The sequence below is a fragment of the Arthrobacter sp. FB24 genome (assembly GCF_000196235.1).
In the GTDB taxonomy this organism is placed as follows: Bacteria; Actinomycetota; Actinomycetes; order Actinomycetales; family Micrococcaceae; genus Arthrobacter.
In genome coordinates this window covers 3,602,720-3,618,608 of record NC_008541.1, presented here as the reverse complement: position 1 = coordinate 3,618,608, position 15,889 = coordinate 3,602,720, and the positions used below count along the sequence as shown (strand labels likewise).

The following is a 15,889-nucleotide window of genomic DNA, read 5'->3' as shown; positions in this document are numbered from 1 at the left end:
CACTCCCAGCGCAGCGATGGCTAGGAGCCCCAAGAGGATGTAGGGGAGTGCCTGTGGAGGAGGAAGCGGCACCGCGAAGTCGAACTGCCAGCGTGGTCTGCGCCAATGTCTCCCCATAACTCTTATGAATACCACATTGCGGTGGTTGAGTAAGTGCCGCGTCGGTAGTTGAGCTTGTCGAAACCTTAAAAGCAGAGGGTGGGTGGTTCTCCGGTTTCCCGGAGAACCACCCACCCTCTTTGGTGCTTGTTGGCTTAGCCTTACGCTGCGGCCTCAGCCTTGGCGCGGCGGCGAACCACAACTACCGAGGTTGCGCCTGCGGCCAGTGCGCCGGCGCCTACCAGGGACCAGAGAACCAGGCTTGCGTCTGCACCGGTGTTGGCCAGGCCGGCGCCGGTGTTAGCCAGCGGGGCACCGCCGGTGTTTGCCAGACCGGTGCCCGTACCAGCAACGGTAACGACGGCGGTTGCGGTCTTGCCGGAGGTGAGGCCCGTTGCGGTCAGCGTGTAAGTGCCCGTTTCGCTGATGGTCAGCGGGAAGGCGAAAGCGCCGTTGGCGTCAGCCGTTGTGGAGAAGGTCTGCGGTGCCAGCGGCAGGGTGATCTTGGTGGGTACCGTGCGGCTACCGTTAGAGACGCTGGAGCCGGTTGCTGCCGGAGCGCTTCCCGGGGTCACGGTGATGGACAGGCCTTCGCCGGCCAGGAAGCCGTTGCCGCGGAAGACGAACTGCTCGCCGGGGCCAACGGTGCCGTCAGAAACTGCGGCGTTGGCCGGCGGTGCCGGGTAGGTTGCAGCCATGGAAGGAGCTGCGCCGATAAGTGCGATGGAACCTGCAAGTGCGATTGCTGCAAGTGATTTCTTCATGAGTCCCCCTGAGACCGTAATTACGATGTGTCACGTGATGTGGTGGAGATTTCCGATCCCCCGAGTGACCGTAGGTTGAAATCTCATTTGATGTGCCCGAGTAAACGGTAACATCCCGTGACGGGTGTTACCAAAGTGAATCAAGTCGCTTTACATACTGTTAACGCGATGTCTACTTCCCCGGAACGCATTCTGCTGACTTGGTGCCAAGTATGACGTCTTTGACGGCCTGGACTGTGGGTGTGACAACCAAGTTAGGTTCGGCGTGCTGGACGATCTTCCCAAATGTGAGTTCTACGGTGCTGCTTTGTCCGGGGGCCAAGGAGACCGTCACGGATCCAACGGGCCTGTTGCTGTGTCTGTATGCGGCAAAATCCGTCTTCTTGCCGTCAACCACTGCCGTTTCAACGTTGGCTTGGACAGGACCATAAGCTATGACGTTTGTCTGGACTGTACCCGGGGGGATACCGAAGACTCCGGCTCCGGTCACGTAAGCGGGCAGGGAGCTCGCGGCGTCCGCGGGGGCGGTGTTGGTACTTGTGATCCGGACTTTTACTTGCCCGTACTCATCACCCGTGCATCCTTCGACGAGTTGCACGGTGCGCTTCACGTAGTAGTCCATCTTGGCGCCAGTGCCGTCATTGAAATAGACGCCGAATTGGGCGGGAGAGACGCTGGAGCCCGCGATTGAGCCGCTGAGTGGATACTTCGCGATGATGTCCTGTTCATCGGTCTTACCGGACCATACGACTACTCGCCCCTCTGCCGTTCCGCGCGTCATGCCGTCGACAAGGGCCTTGGCATCGCCCTTTCCACTGGAGAGAGCAGCGAAGATTTCTTGGGCAACACCGGCAAAGTAGGCGTCTTGAAGCTCAGGCTGTTCGATCTTGGCATAGACGTCAGAGAGTAGGGTTGGCACAACATTCTTGCCGGTCAGCTCTGTCGGGAGCCCGTCCGTTAATGCTAGTGATTCGGGGTTGCTAATTTTCACAGGGCCCATTGCGTCCAGGATGTAGCCTAGGGCGACGGGGTCCATTGAGATTACGCCGTCCACTCGTTGTCCTGTTTTTCTCTCCCACATCGCCTGTGCCGTGTTGGCCGAAGTGGGGAAATCAGGAGTCAGGTTGATGTCTTGCATGTACTTGCCGAGGCGCCCCGAGTAGATCTGTTGCTGTTCGGCGTCAACAGGCAGAGGCGGTTGCATTATGCCAAGTTCTGCAGCGCTGCTTTGAGCACCCAGCGACAGTTTTCCTTGGTCGAGGGTCAGCACGGCAAGAGCTCCCGGAATGCCGCCAGAAGCGCGGACTTCAGCGTTGTTCTGGATCATCAGCAAGTAGTTCCGAGGGCCTTGTGCCCCCAGCATGTCGGGGGCAATCTGTGAGGCATCGGCCGAAGCGTCCAGCGCTCCGGTCACTGCCTCGAGCTGCTCGCGAGCTTGCGCTAGTGGTTCAGCGACCTGGGGCAAGAGATTGCCGGCATCGATTCGCTCGAGCCGATCCGCCGATACGCGAACAGCATGAGCCGCTGACACGATACTGGGCGATGCCCTTTGGAGGCCGCTCAAGTCGGTCCCTGCGCTGCTCGGAACAAGGCTGTCCCAGTTGAGCGAATCAAACACCCTGACCAGTGGGGCGACGCCCAATGTTGATACGTCGTCAGCTGAGCGAGCAACTTCAGCGATTGCACTGAAGTTCGGGCCAACACCGGGTGCCACGGACGCTAATGTCCAGATTGGGTCTTCGACGGCTTCGCGTGCCGCTTTTGTATGGGCACGGAGCTGCTCAACTCTAGCAGCCGCCTGTTCGGGCTTGTTGTCAGCCATATCCGCCTTTAGGACAGGTATTAGCTGAGCCGCTGCCTCAAGGTCGTTCTTGACGATGTTCGCTCTTGTACTCAACCATGCGCCAGCAGCCAGCAGCAGGAGCCCAATCGATGTAAGAACCACCGCCGAAATAAGGAGGCGACGGCGCCGCTTGCTTCTCGCCAGACCGTTAGGGCGACCAGGGCCCCTTTCGGCCGGGTTTTGGTCTTCATTCATGTGACCCATCGTCAGGGGCGTCCCAAGCCGCGATAAATCCATCCAGCCGCTCGCCACTTTTCCGAGTCCAGAACGTTGCGTCCGTCAAGGATGCGGAGGGATGAGACGCGCCGGCCGAGCTCGTATGGGTCAAGACTGCGGTATTCCTGCCACTCCGTAAGTAGCAACAGGGCGTCGGCCTTTTCTACTGAAACGTTTGTCTCGGTCTCGTAATGAAGCTCCGGAAACCTCTTGGCCGCGTTCGCAAGGGCTTTGGGATCTGTCACGGTCACAACGGCACCCTGCAGCTGTAGTTGCGCAGCAATACTGAGTGCGGGGGAGTCTCGAACGTCGTCACTTTCCGGCTTGAACGCTGCTCCCAGAACTGTGATTCGCTTGCCCAGCAGTGTCCCGCCGCACAGTTCGCGACTAAGCTCCACCACGCGTGTGCGGCGCCGCATGTTGATGGAGTCGACTTCCCTAAGGAAAGTAAGGGCTTGGTCAGCACCCAATTCGCCGGCTCGCGCCATGAACGCTCGAATGTCCTTCGGCAAGCAGCCTCCGCCAAAACCGATGCCTGCATTGAGGAATTTTCGGCCGATGCGATCGTCCATGCCGATGGCATCGGCAAGGCGTGTGACGTCCGCGCCGGCGGCCTCACAAAGTTCTGCCATTGCATTGATGAAGGAGATCTTGGTCGCAAGGAATGAGTTGGCGGCGGTTTTGACCAATTCGGCGGTTGGGTGATCAGTGACGAGCCGAGGAGTTCCAGAGGAGAGCGGAACAGAGTAGACCTCGTCCAGGAAAGAGACAGCCGGGTGGTCTTCGGAGCCACCGGCAACGCCGTATACGAACCGGTCAGGACGGAGCGTGTCGGTTACTGCGTGGCCTTCGCGAAGAAACTCGGGGTTCCATACCAGATGGGCATCCGCCTCGTGAGCTCTCACCAGATCGGAGAGCCGCGAGGCTGTGCCCACGGGGACCGTCGATTTTCCTACGACGATGTCCCCCGGCGCCAAGTACGGCAAAAGGCCATTGACTGCGGCATCGACGTAGGTCAGGTCCGCGCCGTTCTCGCCTTTCTTCTGTGGAGTGCCCACACAGACGAAGTGCACACGACTGCCGGCAGCCGCCGACATGTCAGTTGTGAAGGACAACCGCCCGGTTGTCTGTACCTCTTCGAGAAGCTCTTCAAGTCCCGGTTCGTAAAACGGCGCCTTGGCCGCTGAGAGTGCAGCAATTTTTTGGTCGTCAACGTCTATGCCAACGACATCGTGTCCAAGTTTGGCCATGCAAGCTGCATGGACAGCTCCGAGATACCCGCAGCCGATTACTGATATACGCATTTTGTTGCCTTCCCCAAGAGAATGGGCGGTTGTTGCCGTTGAAAAGGGAGCGGAGCTTTTCAAACCGCGCCCGTGCTTGCAAATACGGCTTTGAAAGTCTTGAAGAGAATGACTACGTCACCCATGAGCGACCAGTTTTCCACATAGTAGAGGTCGAGCCGGATGCTCTCCTCCCAGCTAAGATTGGAGCGCCCACTGACCTGCCAAAGGCCGCTCATGCCAGGACTAACGTAGAGCCGCCGATGGGCCGCGTCGTCATAGAGGGCAACTTCGCCTTCGCGCTGCGGCCTCGGGCCGACAAGGCTCATGCTGCCGCCCAGCACATTGAGTAGCTGGGGCAGTTCATCCAGAGAGTACTTTCGCAAGACCCGTCCCAGGGGTGTGATCCTCGGGTCATTTTCAACCTTGAAAAGAGGTGTATCAGCGGAGCCTTGTGCTGCTAGTAACTCGCCCAACTGGGCGTCAGCGTCCACTTTCATAGACCGGAACTTCAGCATGTGGAAAGTCGTGCCGCGGAGACCAATTCGTTCTTGGCGATAGAACACAGGGCCAGGATCCGTAAAGCGGACGAGTACAGCCAACACGAGAAACAGCGGAGCGAGGCAGGCAACCAGCAGACCCGCAACTACTATATCGAACGCCCGCTTGGCCACTTTCTTCCCGCCTGTGAGCTTAGGCGTGGACACATGGATCAGAGGTAAACCTGCGACAGGCTGGGTATGGATACGAGGTCCAGCAATGTCGGTCAGGGCAGGCGCCAAGATCATGCCGATGTCTCGCGCGGCTAGTTCCCACCCTAGCCTTCGAAGATCTTGCGGATGCATGTTGACGCCAGCCGAGATGGCAACGGCATCAACGTTCGTGGCCAATATCACGCCAAGAATACTGTCAAAGTCGGCGTCTAAACCCGTCACGGGCACTGTGAGCCCGGAAAGCCCTGCTGTTCCTGTCGCTCCTGGCAAGTGTGCCGCAACAGGCATATATCCTGCAGCTGGTGCACTGCTTAGGGAACGCACTAAGTGCGAAGCCGAGTGCGGTCCCCCAATAATCAGCACACGGGAGTTACTCTTGCCGTGCTTGCGTTCGAGGCTCAGGTGCTGGCGGACCAGCCACCGCGCTGCTAGCAGGCCAAGCGCCCCGGCTGGAAAGGCCAGACCCACAAATCCTCGCGCCGTATCGATTCTTAGGGCGTATGACACCACGGCTACAAACCCAAACAGCCAAGCTGAACTGGCTAGGACTCTTTTGTATTCTTCGGAACCGGAGCCTAATACCCGAGAATCGCGGGAGCCCCAGAACTCAAGCATGAACCACCAAGCGACAATGAGTGCCCCCGACAGCACCGCGTAATCGATGTCGCGATCATTGCCGTTAGGGACCTCAGATAAACCGAAACGGACCGCGAACGCCCCAGCTACTGCCCAAACGATTACAAAAGCATCAACAAGTTTCAACCGCCGAGAGTACCTGCGCCGCCAAGCGTCATGCGCGTGCGTCTCTTCCACAATTCCCCCATGCGCTGAACAGTCCCAGTAACGGACTGTATATTACTGGGTTCCTGAGCCACATGGTGTGTCACCGAATGAGATCAACCTCACGTTGCACTAGCCCTCAGGCGCTGTCAGCATGTACTGTGTCTCGCCGTCGACCGTGCGGCTGTTGAAGGCCCAGCCCGTGCCCGGTCTCGTCGAAATAGGGGCGTTTGCCAATAACCGGGACAATCGTGTGTGATACAACTTAGCGCGGTAGGAGGGCGATGCCTCCCTTTATCATGGCATCTAAGGGGGGAAGCAGACCATGTCCAGTGATAGTCAGCGAGGCGAAGGGCCTCGTGCGCTAGTCGTACACGAATGGTTCGCATCAATAGGTGGTTCTGAGAATGTCGCCAATGCACTCCGGCAGCACTTCGAAGGTTCCGACTTGTTGTGCCTGTGGAGGGATGAGCACGTTTCTATTCCAGGAGCCGGCAAAGTGACGCAGACGCTACTCTCGGCACGGCCGTTTCGTGGACGTAAGATCTTATGCCTTCCGCTCATGCCGCTCATTTGGCGATGGACGAGTGCGCGAACACACGGTGCAGAGGTTGTTATTGTGAGTTCGCACCTATTTGCGCATCACGTCGCCGTCCCTCGCGGGACGCCGAAATTGGTGTACGTACACACGCCGGCGCGCTACATCTGGGAGCCCGACTTCGACAATCGAGGACAAAATCCCCTAATTCGGATTGCTTCGTCTCTTCTGAAGCCGTTGGACAGATGGCGCGCATCAGAAGCCACTGAGCTAGCCGCCAACAGCGAGTTCGTGAGGGCCCGCATTAAAAGGACCTGGGGAAGGGACTCGCGTGTTATCTACCCCCCAGTTGATGTCGATGAGATTCGTGCTACGGCTGATTGGTCTCTTGGGCTAAGCCATGCTGAGAAAGCGGCGCTGAACGAATTACCCATTGACTTCGTCTTGGGGGCGTCGCGATTCATCCCCTATAAGCGGCTGGATCTTGCTATCCGCGCCGGAGAACTGAGTGGCATGCCGGTCGTGGTCGCCGGCGCTGGACCGGAGGAAGCGCGACTGCGCGCTTTGGCAGCACAGAACACCGTTCCGGTGCACTTCGTTATCAGCCCGTCTAATCGGCTTTTGCGGGCTCTTTATCAGAGGGCTGCCCTGTATATCTTTCCCCCCGTCGAGGATTTTGGAATCATGCCAGTGGAGTCGATTGCGGCGGGAACGCCGGTGGTGGCCAATGGACATGGAGGTGCGAGTGAATCGGTTGTCGAAGGACTCACCGGATCTCACTTTGTTCCAGACGACGACGAGTCGTTGCTGCACGCAATTGGCAGATCGCTGAGCTTGGATCGCACAAAGATTAGCGGACAAGCAAGCAGGTTTTCCCGACAGAGATTCGACGACGAAGTTGCCCGATGGGTGGAGGATCACGTGACACGAGAGAGTACGTTTCACGAGTGAAGGCAGCACTTCCGGCCTGCTGAGGCGGGGTCTCCTCAGGCCGATCTTCGGGCGGCGGGAGGATGCGGGCCTGTGGTCGGCCGATCCGCCCGGTTAGTCACAGAGCGAAAACCAGAAATCCTTCGGACGAAGATTACATCTCGCGAAGATGCATGTCGAAAGTTTGAATCTGATTGAAAATCGAACTCGGTACTCTAAACGTACTGATCAAACGGGAGGACCTGGAACCAGCATGAAGTTTGTCATCGCATCCCACAGTGAGAGGCTCGCCGGTGCCGAACGTTCTCTTTTCGCCATTGTAGCCGCAGCCCTTGAGGCTGGACACGAGGTCGTCGTCACTGTCCCACAGCAGGGTGCTCTGCAATCAAAAATAAATGTGACGTTTCCCGACGTGCAGGTCATCGAAATTCCGACGCACTCTTGGATGCACGGTTCAAGATTCACTTTCAAGTCGGTTCCGAGGACTTTGACTTCGATATTGGAGTCAATCGTTCACGCCAGGCTTTATCGTCAAATATCGCCTGATTTTATCGTCATCAACTCATCCGTTATCCCAGCGCCAATGATAGCTGCTGCGCTTTGTCGAATACCGTCGATAGTAATGGTTAGAGAATCTATCAGGACAAATACTCAACTATTTTCTATAGTACCCAAGAGCATTTTAATACGATTGATTGAAGGAATGTCTACCTTCCGCTTTGCGGTTTCACATTACGTTGCGGACCAGTTGAATCAACCGTGCACGGTTGATTTCCCAGATGTTAGGCGCGACTTGGGCATAGAGTCCCTTTGGCCCACAGACAATGAGGCGAAACCCACTCGGGCACGAGCGCTTCGCGCCGTGATGCTGGGCTCGTTCTCGCCGGAAAAGGGCCAAGATGATGCCATTCAGGCGGTGGCTTTAGCGCGGGCAGCCGGAGTTCAAATCGACCTCTCACTGTATGGCTATGCGCACGAAAGCGAAATTTTAAAATTGCAGGAGTGGTGCGACCGCCATGGTTTGAGTGATCGAATCAGACACAAAGGTTTCATCGATGATCCTAAAGAGGCCTACGGTTCGGCGGATGTGTCGCTGGTTTGTTCCAAAAATGAGGCTTACGGAAGGGTGACGGCGGAGTCGCTACTAATGGGGGTACCCGTTGTGGGCTACGAACTCGGTGGTACAACGGAAATCCTTAGGGCTGGTGGCGGAATTTCCTGCAAACCGACATCTACAGACCTAGCAAATGTCCTAGTTTCATTAGCGGAAGACCCCAACCTTCTGAATGACCTCCATTCGCAGTGCCGGTCCCTCCGCGCTGACAGCGGGGAATTTGGGAATTCGGGGAGAACTGTTTCGCGTATGGTGGAAAAGATCATCGGCGTTGGTGGCTAAAAACGAATTCAGTTGATTGACAATTGATTTCTGAGTTAGGGGAAGTTTTGAAGAATAATGCGCGAGTCGCCGTGGTTGTTGTCAGCTACAATCGAATTGGGACTTTGACGGAAGTCATTAATGGAATTAGAAGTCAGACAAGGCCTGTTGACAAGATAATCGTTGTCGATAATGGATCGTCAGATGGGTCTCGAGAATTAGTTTCGAGTCTGCATGGGGAAATTGGTCTCATATCGTCGTCAACAAACGGCGGAGGCGCTGGTGGTTTCGCCAAGGGAATAGCCTGGGCTATGGAGCTCGACTATGACTTTGTGTGGTTAATGGATGATGATGCTGTTCCTCATGATGACGCACTGGCACTCCTACTACAGCCATTTGATCAAGGACTTGCGAGGCCTGTTGCATTTACTTGCCCGCGAGTCAACGACGCGGCAGGAAAAGTGGGGCCTCGTAACTTCCCACTAATATCTCAAAGCTTTGACGAAGTTTACCCTGCAGTTTCGAAGGGGTTACTTCCGGTAAAAGCTGCAACGTTTGTTGGGCCGTTGATATCACTCGACATTGCACGAAAGACCCATTTGCCCCTGGAAGATTTCTTCATCTGGCACGATGACATGGAATACACGGCACGGCTTGCTCAATATGGAACGGCTTACAGCGTTCCCAGCGCGCAGATGATCCACTTCGTAACAAATCCAGGGCCTCGTAGCTACAACGCAGGAAGAAATTTCTACAACGTTCGTAACATCATTTGGTGGATTATTGAGGCCCGGGGCAACAAATCTTACGATGTTAGAGTCCTCGTGAGGCAATTACGGGGATCGATCAGATCGCAGTTTCAGGCCGCTCCTAATAAGATTGCCTTCCTCGGCATTCTTATTAAGGCCGTGTGGGCCGCCGTCACCAAGTCGCCGCGCCGCAGAGGATTTATTGAATTAGTGGCTGAGAGTCGACTGAACGATGGATTTGCTTTCATCCATAGTGAAAAAGAGAATCCAGCCGTTGGGTAACGCCACAAAATCCAATTGGCAGGGTCTATTGCCTGTTCGCATCGCCTTTTTTACGCTGGGTCCTCTTTTTTCAATTATTGTACCAATCCTTACCTTGCCGGCCATTAGCACCAATTTCGGCCACAGCGGGTGGGCGAGCATCGCCGTCGGCCAGTCTTTAGGGATCGCCGCTGCGATTGTAATCGAACTCGGTTGGACCGTGGCGGGTCCTCTCCAAGTAGCCCGTGCGGACCATAACGGTCAAGCCTCAGCGTTCCGTCGAAGCCTTCTTGAGCGCGGATGTGTGTCCTTGCTTTCATTGCCTGTGGTCGGTGTACTTATCCAGCTTGTTAACCCCGACTATGACCTGGAGGCCTTTCTCACAGCAACGGCAATGGCGTTGGGCGGCATGTCTGCGGCGTGGTTTTATGTAGGCACAGGCGCGTCTCTGAAGATGTTGTTGATGGACTCACTTCCCAGGGTTGCTACCTCCGTAGGTGGCGCGGTGATGCTGATGAACGGCGCCCCACTGATTGCGCTGCCGCTGACGCAACTCACCGCCTCGGTTTTTTTGCCTTTCGTTCCGCTGTTCTGGTTGCCAAGGGTGCAGAGGCAGGACAAAAGCCTTGGTCTGCGGTCGGAACTGGCGTTCACGTGGAAAGCTCAAGGTGCCGCCTTCGTGACGCGCGTCGCCTCAAGTGCCTATGTGGCGCTGCCAACGGCCCTGATGGCTTCGGTGGCTCCTGTCGCCCAAGTGGCGTCGTACGCCGCCGTAGATAGGGTAGGGCGTACAGCGTTGGCCGCACTCTCGCCTTTTAACCTCGCTCTGCAAGGTTGGATCCCTGCAGCCGATGGCCATGAGCGACGACGGCGCATGTACATAGCACTCTGGTTGAGTTCAGTTCTGGCCATTCTGAGCTTCATTGCGTTCTGGTTGCTGGCGCCTTGGGTAATTGGTTTCTTATTCGCAGGCGAAATATTGCCCGACAATACCGCCATTTTTTCCTTCAGCCTGGCAGTCGGTGCGGTTGTGCTCAGCCGATGTACAGGTATCCAGTGCCTGGCCGTATTGGGAAAAACCTGGACGACAGCCAGTTCTACGGTTGTGGGATTATTGATTTCGGTACCAATGGTTCTCGTTCTCGGTGCGGCATACGGTGCGGTCGGCGTAGCCTGGGCCATCGCCACTACTGAGCTCTCAGTGTTGGGCGTTCAAGTTGTGGCGTTGCTCGCTATGGCTAAATCGAGGCGCTCAATTCAAAGGAAGAAACTGTGAGAGCCACGGCGAAGATGACCGCGTTGCTACAGGGCCTCAGAACGTCATACCATCCGCCTCAAGCAGTTAGGCCACAATGCACGTAATTGTTGTCACCGATGATGTTCTCTACCCCACGAATAGTGGCGGGCGTTCAGCGCTTCTCGGCGAGTGCGAAGCACTAGTGGCTGCCGGCTGTGAGTTGACGCTGGTTGTGTCCCATAGGAACAAACTCTCAGCGCATGAAGTCAGCCAACACGAGAAATTGGCTTCCCGAGTGGTCTTCATCCAGAGATCTGGGTTTGCGGCGACCACCATGGCTCACCCACTTCGTCCTTTTCAAATGCAGAGCCGAAAGACGGTCCTAAGGGAGATGGCTTTAGGTCTAGGGCGTGAAGACACGGTGGGAGTCATTGCGTCTCATGAGTGGACGATCCCGTTGGCTAAGAGCATAGCCGGGCCCCTTGGGCTCCGGGTTGCGCTGCGCAGTCACAATGACGAGGTAGCGTACATGCAGGCCCTTGCCAGGAGTGCCTCCGGCCTGCGGCGAGCATATTGCTGGGCGGAAGCCGTCCGGCTGCGAATCATGCTGAAAGAGTTGTATCGAGACATTGCGGCTGTTGCGGTTCTCTCCGAAGGAGACTCGGACTCGTATAGGCCATTCGGTCTCACTCCCACGTTCGTGCCCGCTGTCCTCTTTCGTGACCATGACGCGAATGGAAGCGCTGCAAACATCCCACCAGAAAGCGCACGATTACTGTTCGTTGGTGCCCTAGACATGCCGCAAGCCGTGGAGGGCCTCAAATGGTTCTGCAGCCGTGTTTTACCCCTCGTCCGTGCGGCTGTACCGCACGCCGAGCTTCATGTCGCTGGGCGCAGACCGAACAGGGAAATAGCCCAATTGCTGTCCGCCATGGACGGCGTGGAGTTTCATGGGGAAGTTTCTAGTCTCGAGCCGCTGTACGCCGCTACACGAATATTTGTTAACCCCGTGTTTAGCGGCAGCGGAGTCAACATGAAAGTGGGTCCGCCAGCAGTTCGCGGTATTCCCGTTGTGACGACCACGACTGGGGCAAGGGGCCTGTCGCATTTGGCTCCAGGATTCGTCATCGCGGATGATGAAGAGGAATTCGCTGCTGGTTGTATAAGACTGCTTGAGGACAACGACATGTGGAGCCAAAAATCAGGTGACCTATCTACTAGGGCGGGACTAATTTCGAGTCCCTCCATCGCCCGCGGGCTTCTTGAACTGTTCGACGAAACGAGGGTCTAGATGCCTACAAGATCTCGTTGCTGTGTGCAGCCGATCGGACCTCGAAGGCAATCCATTGACTAGTAGCGCCACCAATGCGGCTGCAGCTGAAGTCAGAGTAAGTAGCCTGGTCTGGTGGCTCACCGTGTTCGGGTGCGCTCTCTTCGCGGTCGATGACGTTAGCACCCTTCGGAGTCTCGGGGGCGGCCTTTTGGCATCACCTGGATGGATACCGATCTTGGTCGCAGGATGGATTGCTGCGAGGGATTCCCGTTTTCGTAGGCTCCGACTAAGTCGAGTTTTGGGAGCAATCTACTCCTATGGTGTACTTGTTACGCTTTTGACTCTGCCGTTTCTGGCCAGTGAGTTATTGGGCGAAAGCCCAATAAATAAGAGTATAAAGTTTATGGTTTCCGTGGGCGTATGGATGCTGCTATTGGTTTCTGGTGCCATACTCTCGCGGTTGGTTCCTAAGGCCATCCAGCTAGGCTGCGCAATCGCCCTCGCTGGGATGACTATCGGAGCTATTCTGTACCATGGTGGGTTCCCGCTTGTAGACCAAATCGATTTACTTCACTCCTACCCTAATTTTCAACAGCGCGTTCGCAGCACCCGATTTGAAGCATCTTCTCTCGGCTCAGGAATGATCGTATGCCTGGGTCTTATAGCGATTCATTCTCCACGCAAACTGGCCGTCATTGGCTTCTCTTTGGGGCTTGTGCTCATTGGTCAAATTTCAGAAAGCAGGGGGACGACCCTCACAGTATTTGTGACGTTGCTGGCCGTGCCGTTCGCCATTTGGATGCAGTTACGCAAGGCGGGACTGGCCACTGTAACCACTCGATTTTACTCATCCGGCATTGGGGTCCTGGCTATTATCCTTTCCTTTCGCTTGGACTACTTTTTGGGAAGTCCATTATGGTCGGCCCTTGGACTCAAGACGGAAGGTACTTCCGATGCAAGCAGGAGCATGTGGGCAGACGCTTCGTTATCTGCTCTGGCGCAGTATCCTTTCGGTATGGGCTATGCAGCCTACCTTGCCTGGTTGCCAAAGTTGATTGAGAACTCGACACTTTCAGCGGTGGGCCAGTTTTCGCTTCGGGACCTCTCGGAGATGATCAATCAGTCTCGCGCCGTCAGCGATGCAACGCTATCACCAAAAAACCTAGTAGGAATAGCGGCGGTGCATTTAGGTGTTATAGGTGTCTTGGTTGTGGTAGCCCTTTATTCGGCAGTAATAAAGAATGCGATTAGCAGTGCCTCCGTCGGTTTCGGAAGTCGGTTTGTTGTCGGAATTTCTCTGATAGTTGTAAGCAGTACTTACTACACGTCCGTCTTTAGTATGGATCAAGCATTTCTCTTTGGTGCTCTAGCTTGGGGTTCCGGTCAATTAGCGCAAGAACCCAATGTGGCGGGATTGAAAGTTCTTAGTCCAGCCGTTGAACAGCGAAAAATGTAGCCTGATGTCGTGGAGTATGGGAAGTCAATGGATAGTTCGAATAAAATAAATGGTCCCAAAAATAGAATTAGCGTCTGGATTGTAAACTATAATTCCAGTCAGTATTTGGATCGGTGTCTTTCCTCGCTCATGCATGAGCCCGTTGATGAAGTTATTATCCTTGATAATGGGTCGCAAGAGAATGAAGTAATCGCTGCCCATGAGATAGTTTCCAAGTTTGAAAATGCACGTTTCGTGAAAATGGAAACGAACCTAGGGTTCGGGGGCGGAATGAACGCAATTTCGCGCATACCAAATTTTGAACCCGATGGGATAATTTGGCTTCTTAATCCGGATTGCGAGGTGGAGACTGGTGCCACATCAAAACTGATGGAAGCGCTAGACTCTTATGATATTGTTTCTCCACTGATAACAAGTGGCGTTTCGACAGACCGGAAAGTGTGGTTCGCCGGGGGTGTTATCGAGCCTGCTAAGGGTGCTTGTTCTCACGTCGGATATGGCGTTAGCATAAGCGAGTTTTCTGAGACTCTAGCGTTACCCTCGTCATTTCTGAGCGGTGCATCACTCATGATGAAGCGATCAACATGGGATGTTCTTGGTGGCTTTCGAGAGGATTTGTTTCTCTATTGGGAAGATGCCGATCTCTGCCTTCGCGCTAGTGCGCTCCAGATGAAGTTGGGCATCATCCCCCAAGCGCAGGTGTGGCATAGGGAAGGCGGATCGTCCGTCAACGACGGTTCGCTTCGGAGCAAGACTTACTATTACTACATTGCAAGAAACAGAATAATTGTCTGTTCTACCTTGGCCGCTAAATACGACATCGTCTTCTTCAGAGGAATTTTCGAGTCGCTTAAGCTCATTGCCCGTCCTCTGATACGGGAGAGGTCGGGGCGGATGGGTAAATTTCTCGCTGCCGCAAAGGGCACCATTGACGGCATTATGGCCTGATCAACAATCCATTCGGGCTACGAATGGGCCGGCTTGTCGGTGACGGTCGCAAACTGAGCCATTGTAACGGCGTCGGATTTCAGCGGTCGTTGCAACGGTTTATGAATCTGTCAGTGGTGATACCAGTCTAGTCCGTTGCGTAAGGATGTGCCGGCGTGGCTGCCAGTCAAGGGTACACTCGAACACCTGGCGAGAGGTCAACAATGTCACCGATATGGGCAAGGATCGACTGGTGTTAACGCCAACCGAAAATAGGGGCAATCTTACCAACTGAAAACAGGGCCACGGGTTGCTGTTCTATTGTGGATGAAGCTGGGTTCTTGTGTTGTTCCGGAGCAGCTAGCTGCTGCCGGTGAGGTTCAGGACTTCTGCGTGGTGAACGATCCGGTCGATCATCGCCGAGGCCACTGTCGCGTCGCTGAAGCTGGTAAGCATCAGGGAGGCGTGTTCATAGCGGGATGAGACCAGCTGGAACAACAGGTTGGCCGAGTCCATGTCGAAGGGGATGTACGGAGCTCACGACCGCGGCCGCCTGCCCCAGGAGCTGGCCAAGTTGCGCCGATACAAGCTGCTCATCGTTGATGAAGTCGGCCCCGCGCGCGCGGCCCTGATCCCGATACCGACGGCCAGATGGGTTGTGCCGGTCCAAGGCGGGCCGAGCAGGGCCACGTTCTTGGCTTCTTCCAGGAAGACTCCAGTGCCGAGATACGCGACGAGGTTTCGGTCCGCGGCAGTCTGGTGGTCGAAGTTGAACTCTTCCAGCAGATCGTTTCCGGGGAACCTCGCGGCCCTGATCCGCAGGGCAGCCCCTGAGGCCTCGCGTTCGGCGACCTCGCGGGAGAGGACGGCAGCGAGGTATTCCTCGTGTGACCAGCCTGCCTCCCGAGCCCGAGCGTTCCCCGGGGGACCGGTAGCCGTCGGCGATCCGCGGGGCGGACAGTGCGCGGCCGTAGTACTCGATGTCCTTCACTGCCCCGTTCACCGTCCTGCCCCGGAGAGCTCGCGGGCATCGTCGGGGATGGCGACACCGAACAGTTCGTCATAGACCGCCAGGTCCCGTTCCTCCACCACCCATGACCGTCCGGTCTTGAGGCTGCGGTGGATCCGTCGGAGGGACGGCCTTGTCCACGTGCCCGGGGTCGGTGAAGATCTGGTGCCGGGCCCATTGCCGCTCGTGCCTGGCCAGCAGCGGCCGTCTGCGCTCACAGTCACCTTTCCAGGTCTGCTTCGACGTTCACGATCCGCCCGATCGCGCCCGGGTCCACGGAATAGGCGTTGGAGAAGACCCGCACGTAGTAGTCCCATGGCAGCCGGACGCTGCTGCGGAAGGCGAACTCGGGCGCCACCGGCCGCATCGCACTTCGGTCCCAGATGAAAAGCTCGACCGGACGGCCATGACGGGTCCGGGAGTAGCGGGCGTTCGC

13 protein-coding genes and 1 pseudogene are annotated in these 15,889 nt (G+C 56.1%); 7 read left to right on the top strand and 7 right to left on the bottom strand.

The window, feature by feature from the left end:
• Positions 1-260: 260 nt before the first annotated feature.
• The 4 genes from ARTH_RS16285 to ARTH_RS16270 form a co-directional block, all read right to left on the bottom strand.
• Entirely contained in the window at positions 261-863 is a 603-nt protein-coding gene (locus ARTH_RS16285) for an LPXTG cell wall anchor domain-containing protein (RefSeq protein ID WP_011693036.1), read from the bottom strand.
• Between the two features lie 172 nt (positions 864-1,035).
• Positions 1,036-2,901, bottom strand: a complete 1,866-nt coding sequence (locus tag ARTH_RS16280) for a DUF4012 domain-containing protein (protein WP_156810694.1) — start codon at positions 2,899-2,901, stop codon at positions 1,036-1,038.
• Between the two features lie 11 nt (positions 2,902-2,912).
• Positions 2,913-4,226: a UDP-glucose dehydrogenase family protein gene (locus ARTH_RS16275; RefSeq protein ID WP_043429983.1), complete on the bottom strand. Its 1,314-nt coding sequence runs from the start codon at positions 4,224-4,226 to the stop codon at positions 2,913-2,915.
• Between the two features lie 59 nt (positions 4,227-4,285).
• Positions 4,286-5,680 (bottom strand): sugar transferase, encoded by a 1,395-nt coding sequence (locus ARTH_RS16270; RefSeq protein ID WP_232223534.1) that lies wholly within the window; start codon positions 5,678-5,680, stop codon positions 4,286-4,288.
• A gap of 343 nt (positions 5,681-6,023) precedes the next feature.
• Between ARTH_RS16270 and ARTH_RS16265 the strand changes: the two genes are divergently transcribed.
• The 7 genes from ARTH_RS16265 to ARTH_RS23570 all read left to right on the top strand — a co-directional run bounded on the left by ARTH_RS16265 (position 6,024) and on the right by ARTH_RS23570 (position 14,465).
• Complete coding sequence (locus ARTH_RS16265; RefSeq protein ID WP_011693032.1) at positions 6,024-7,187, top strand: glycosyltransferase; 1,164 nt, start codon at positions 6,024-6,026, stop codon at positions 7,185-7,187.
• A 232-nt stretch (positions 7,188-7,419) separates the two neighbouring features.
• Positions 7,420-8,562 carry a glycosyltransferase family 4 protein gene (locus tag ARTH_RS23580; RefSeq protein WP_198011520.1) on the top strand — a complete coding sequence of 381 codons (1,143 nt, stop codon included), beginning with the start codon at positions 7,420-7,422 and terminating at the stop codon, positions 8,560-8,562.
• Positions 8,563-8,633: 71 nt separating this feature from the next.
• Positions 8,634-9,572, top strand: a complete 939-nt coding sequence (locus ARTH_RS23575) for a glycosyltransferase family 2 protein (protein WP_269534827.1) — start codon at positions 8,634-8,636, stop codon at positions 9,570-9,572.
• A complete protein-coding gene (locus tag ARTH_RS16255) occupies positions 9,523-10,827 on the top strand; it encodes a hypothetical protein (protein ID WP_043429980.1) in 1,305 nt (434 codons plus the stop codon). The genes ARTH_RS23575 and ARTH_RS16255 overlap by 50 nt, the downstream gene beginning before the upstream one ends.
• Positions 10,828-10,903: 76 nt before the next feature.
• Positions 10,904-12,079 carry a glycosyltransferase gene (locus ARTH_RS24555; RefSeq protein WP_011693028.1) on the top strand — a complete coding sequence of 392 codons (1,176 nt, stop codon included), beginning with the start codon at positions 10,904-10,906 and terminating at the stop codon, positions 12,077-12,079.
• Positions 12,080-12,359: 280 nt separating this feature from the next.
• Positions 12,360-13,517: a hypothetical protein gene (locus ARTH_RS23950; protein ID WP_156810692.1), complete on the top strand. Its 1,158-nt coding sequence runs from the start codon at positions 12,360-12,362 to the stop codon at positions 13,515-13,517.
• Positions 13,518-13,526: 9 nt separating this feature from the next.
• Positions 13,527-14,465 carry a glycosyltransferase family 2 protein gene (locus tag ARTH_RS23570; RefSeq protein WP_011693026.1) on the top strand — a complete coding sequence of 313 codons (939 nt, stop codon included), beginning with the start codon at positions 13,527-13,529 and terminating at the stop codon, positions 14,463-14,465.
• Between the two features lie 339 nt (positions 14,466-14,804).
• On the opposite strand, the pseudogene ARTH_RS23565 reads toward ARTH_RS23570, so the two are convergent.
• The 3 genes and pseudogenes from ARTH_RS23565 to ARTH_RS23940 all read right to left on the bottom strand — a co-directional run.
• Positions 14,805-15,299, bottom strand: a pseudogene (locus ARTH_RS23565) (ATP-binding protein); the annotation flags it as partial.
• A 144-nt stretch (positions 15,300-15,443) separates the two neighbouring features.
• Positions 15,444-15,671: a hypothetical protein gene (locus tag ARTH_RS23945; protein ID WP_198011517.1), complete on the bottom strand. Its 228-nt coding sequence runs from the start codon at positions 15,669-15,671 to the stop codon at positions 15,444-15,446.
• 2 nt (positions 15,672-15,673) lie between these two features.
• Positions 15,674-15,811 (bottom strand): Mu transposase domain-containing protein, encoded by a 138-nt coding sequence (locus tag ARTH_RS23940; protein WP_156810690.1) that lies wholly within the window; start codon positions 15,809-15,811, stop codon positions 15,674-15,676.
• Positions 15,812-15,889 lie beyond the last annotated feature (78 nt).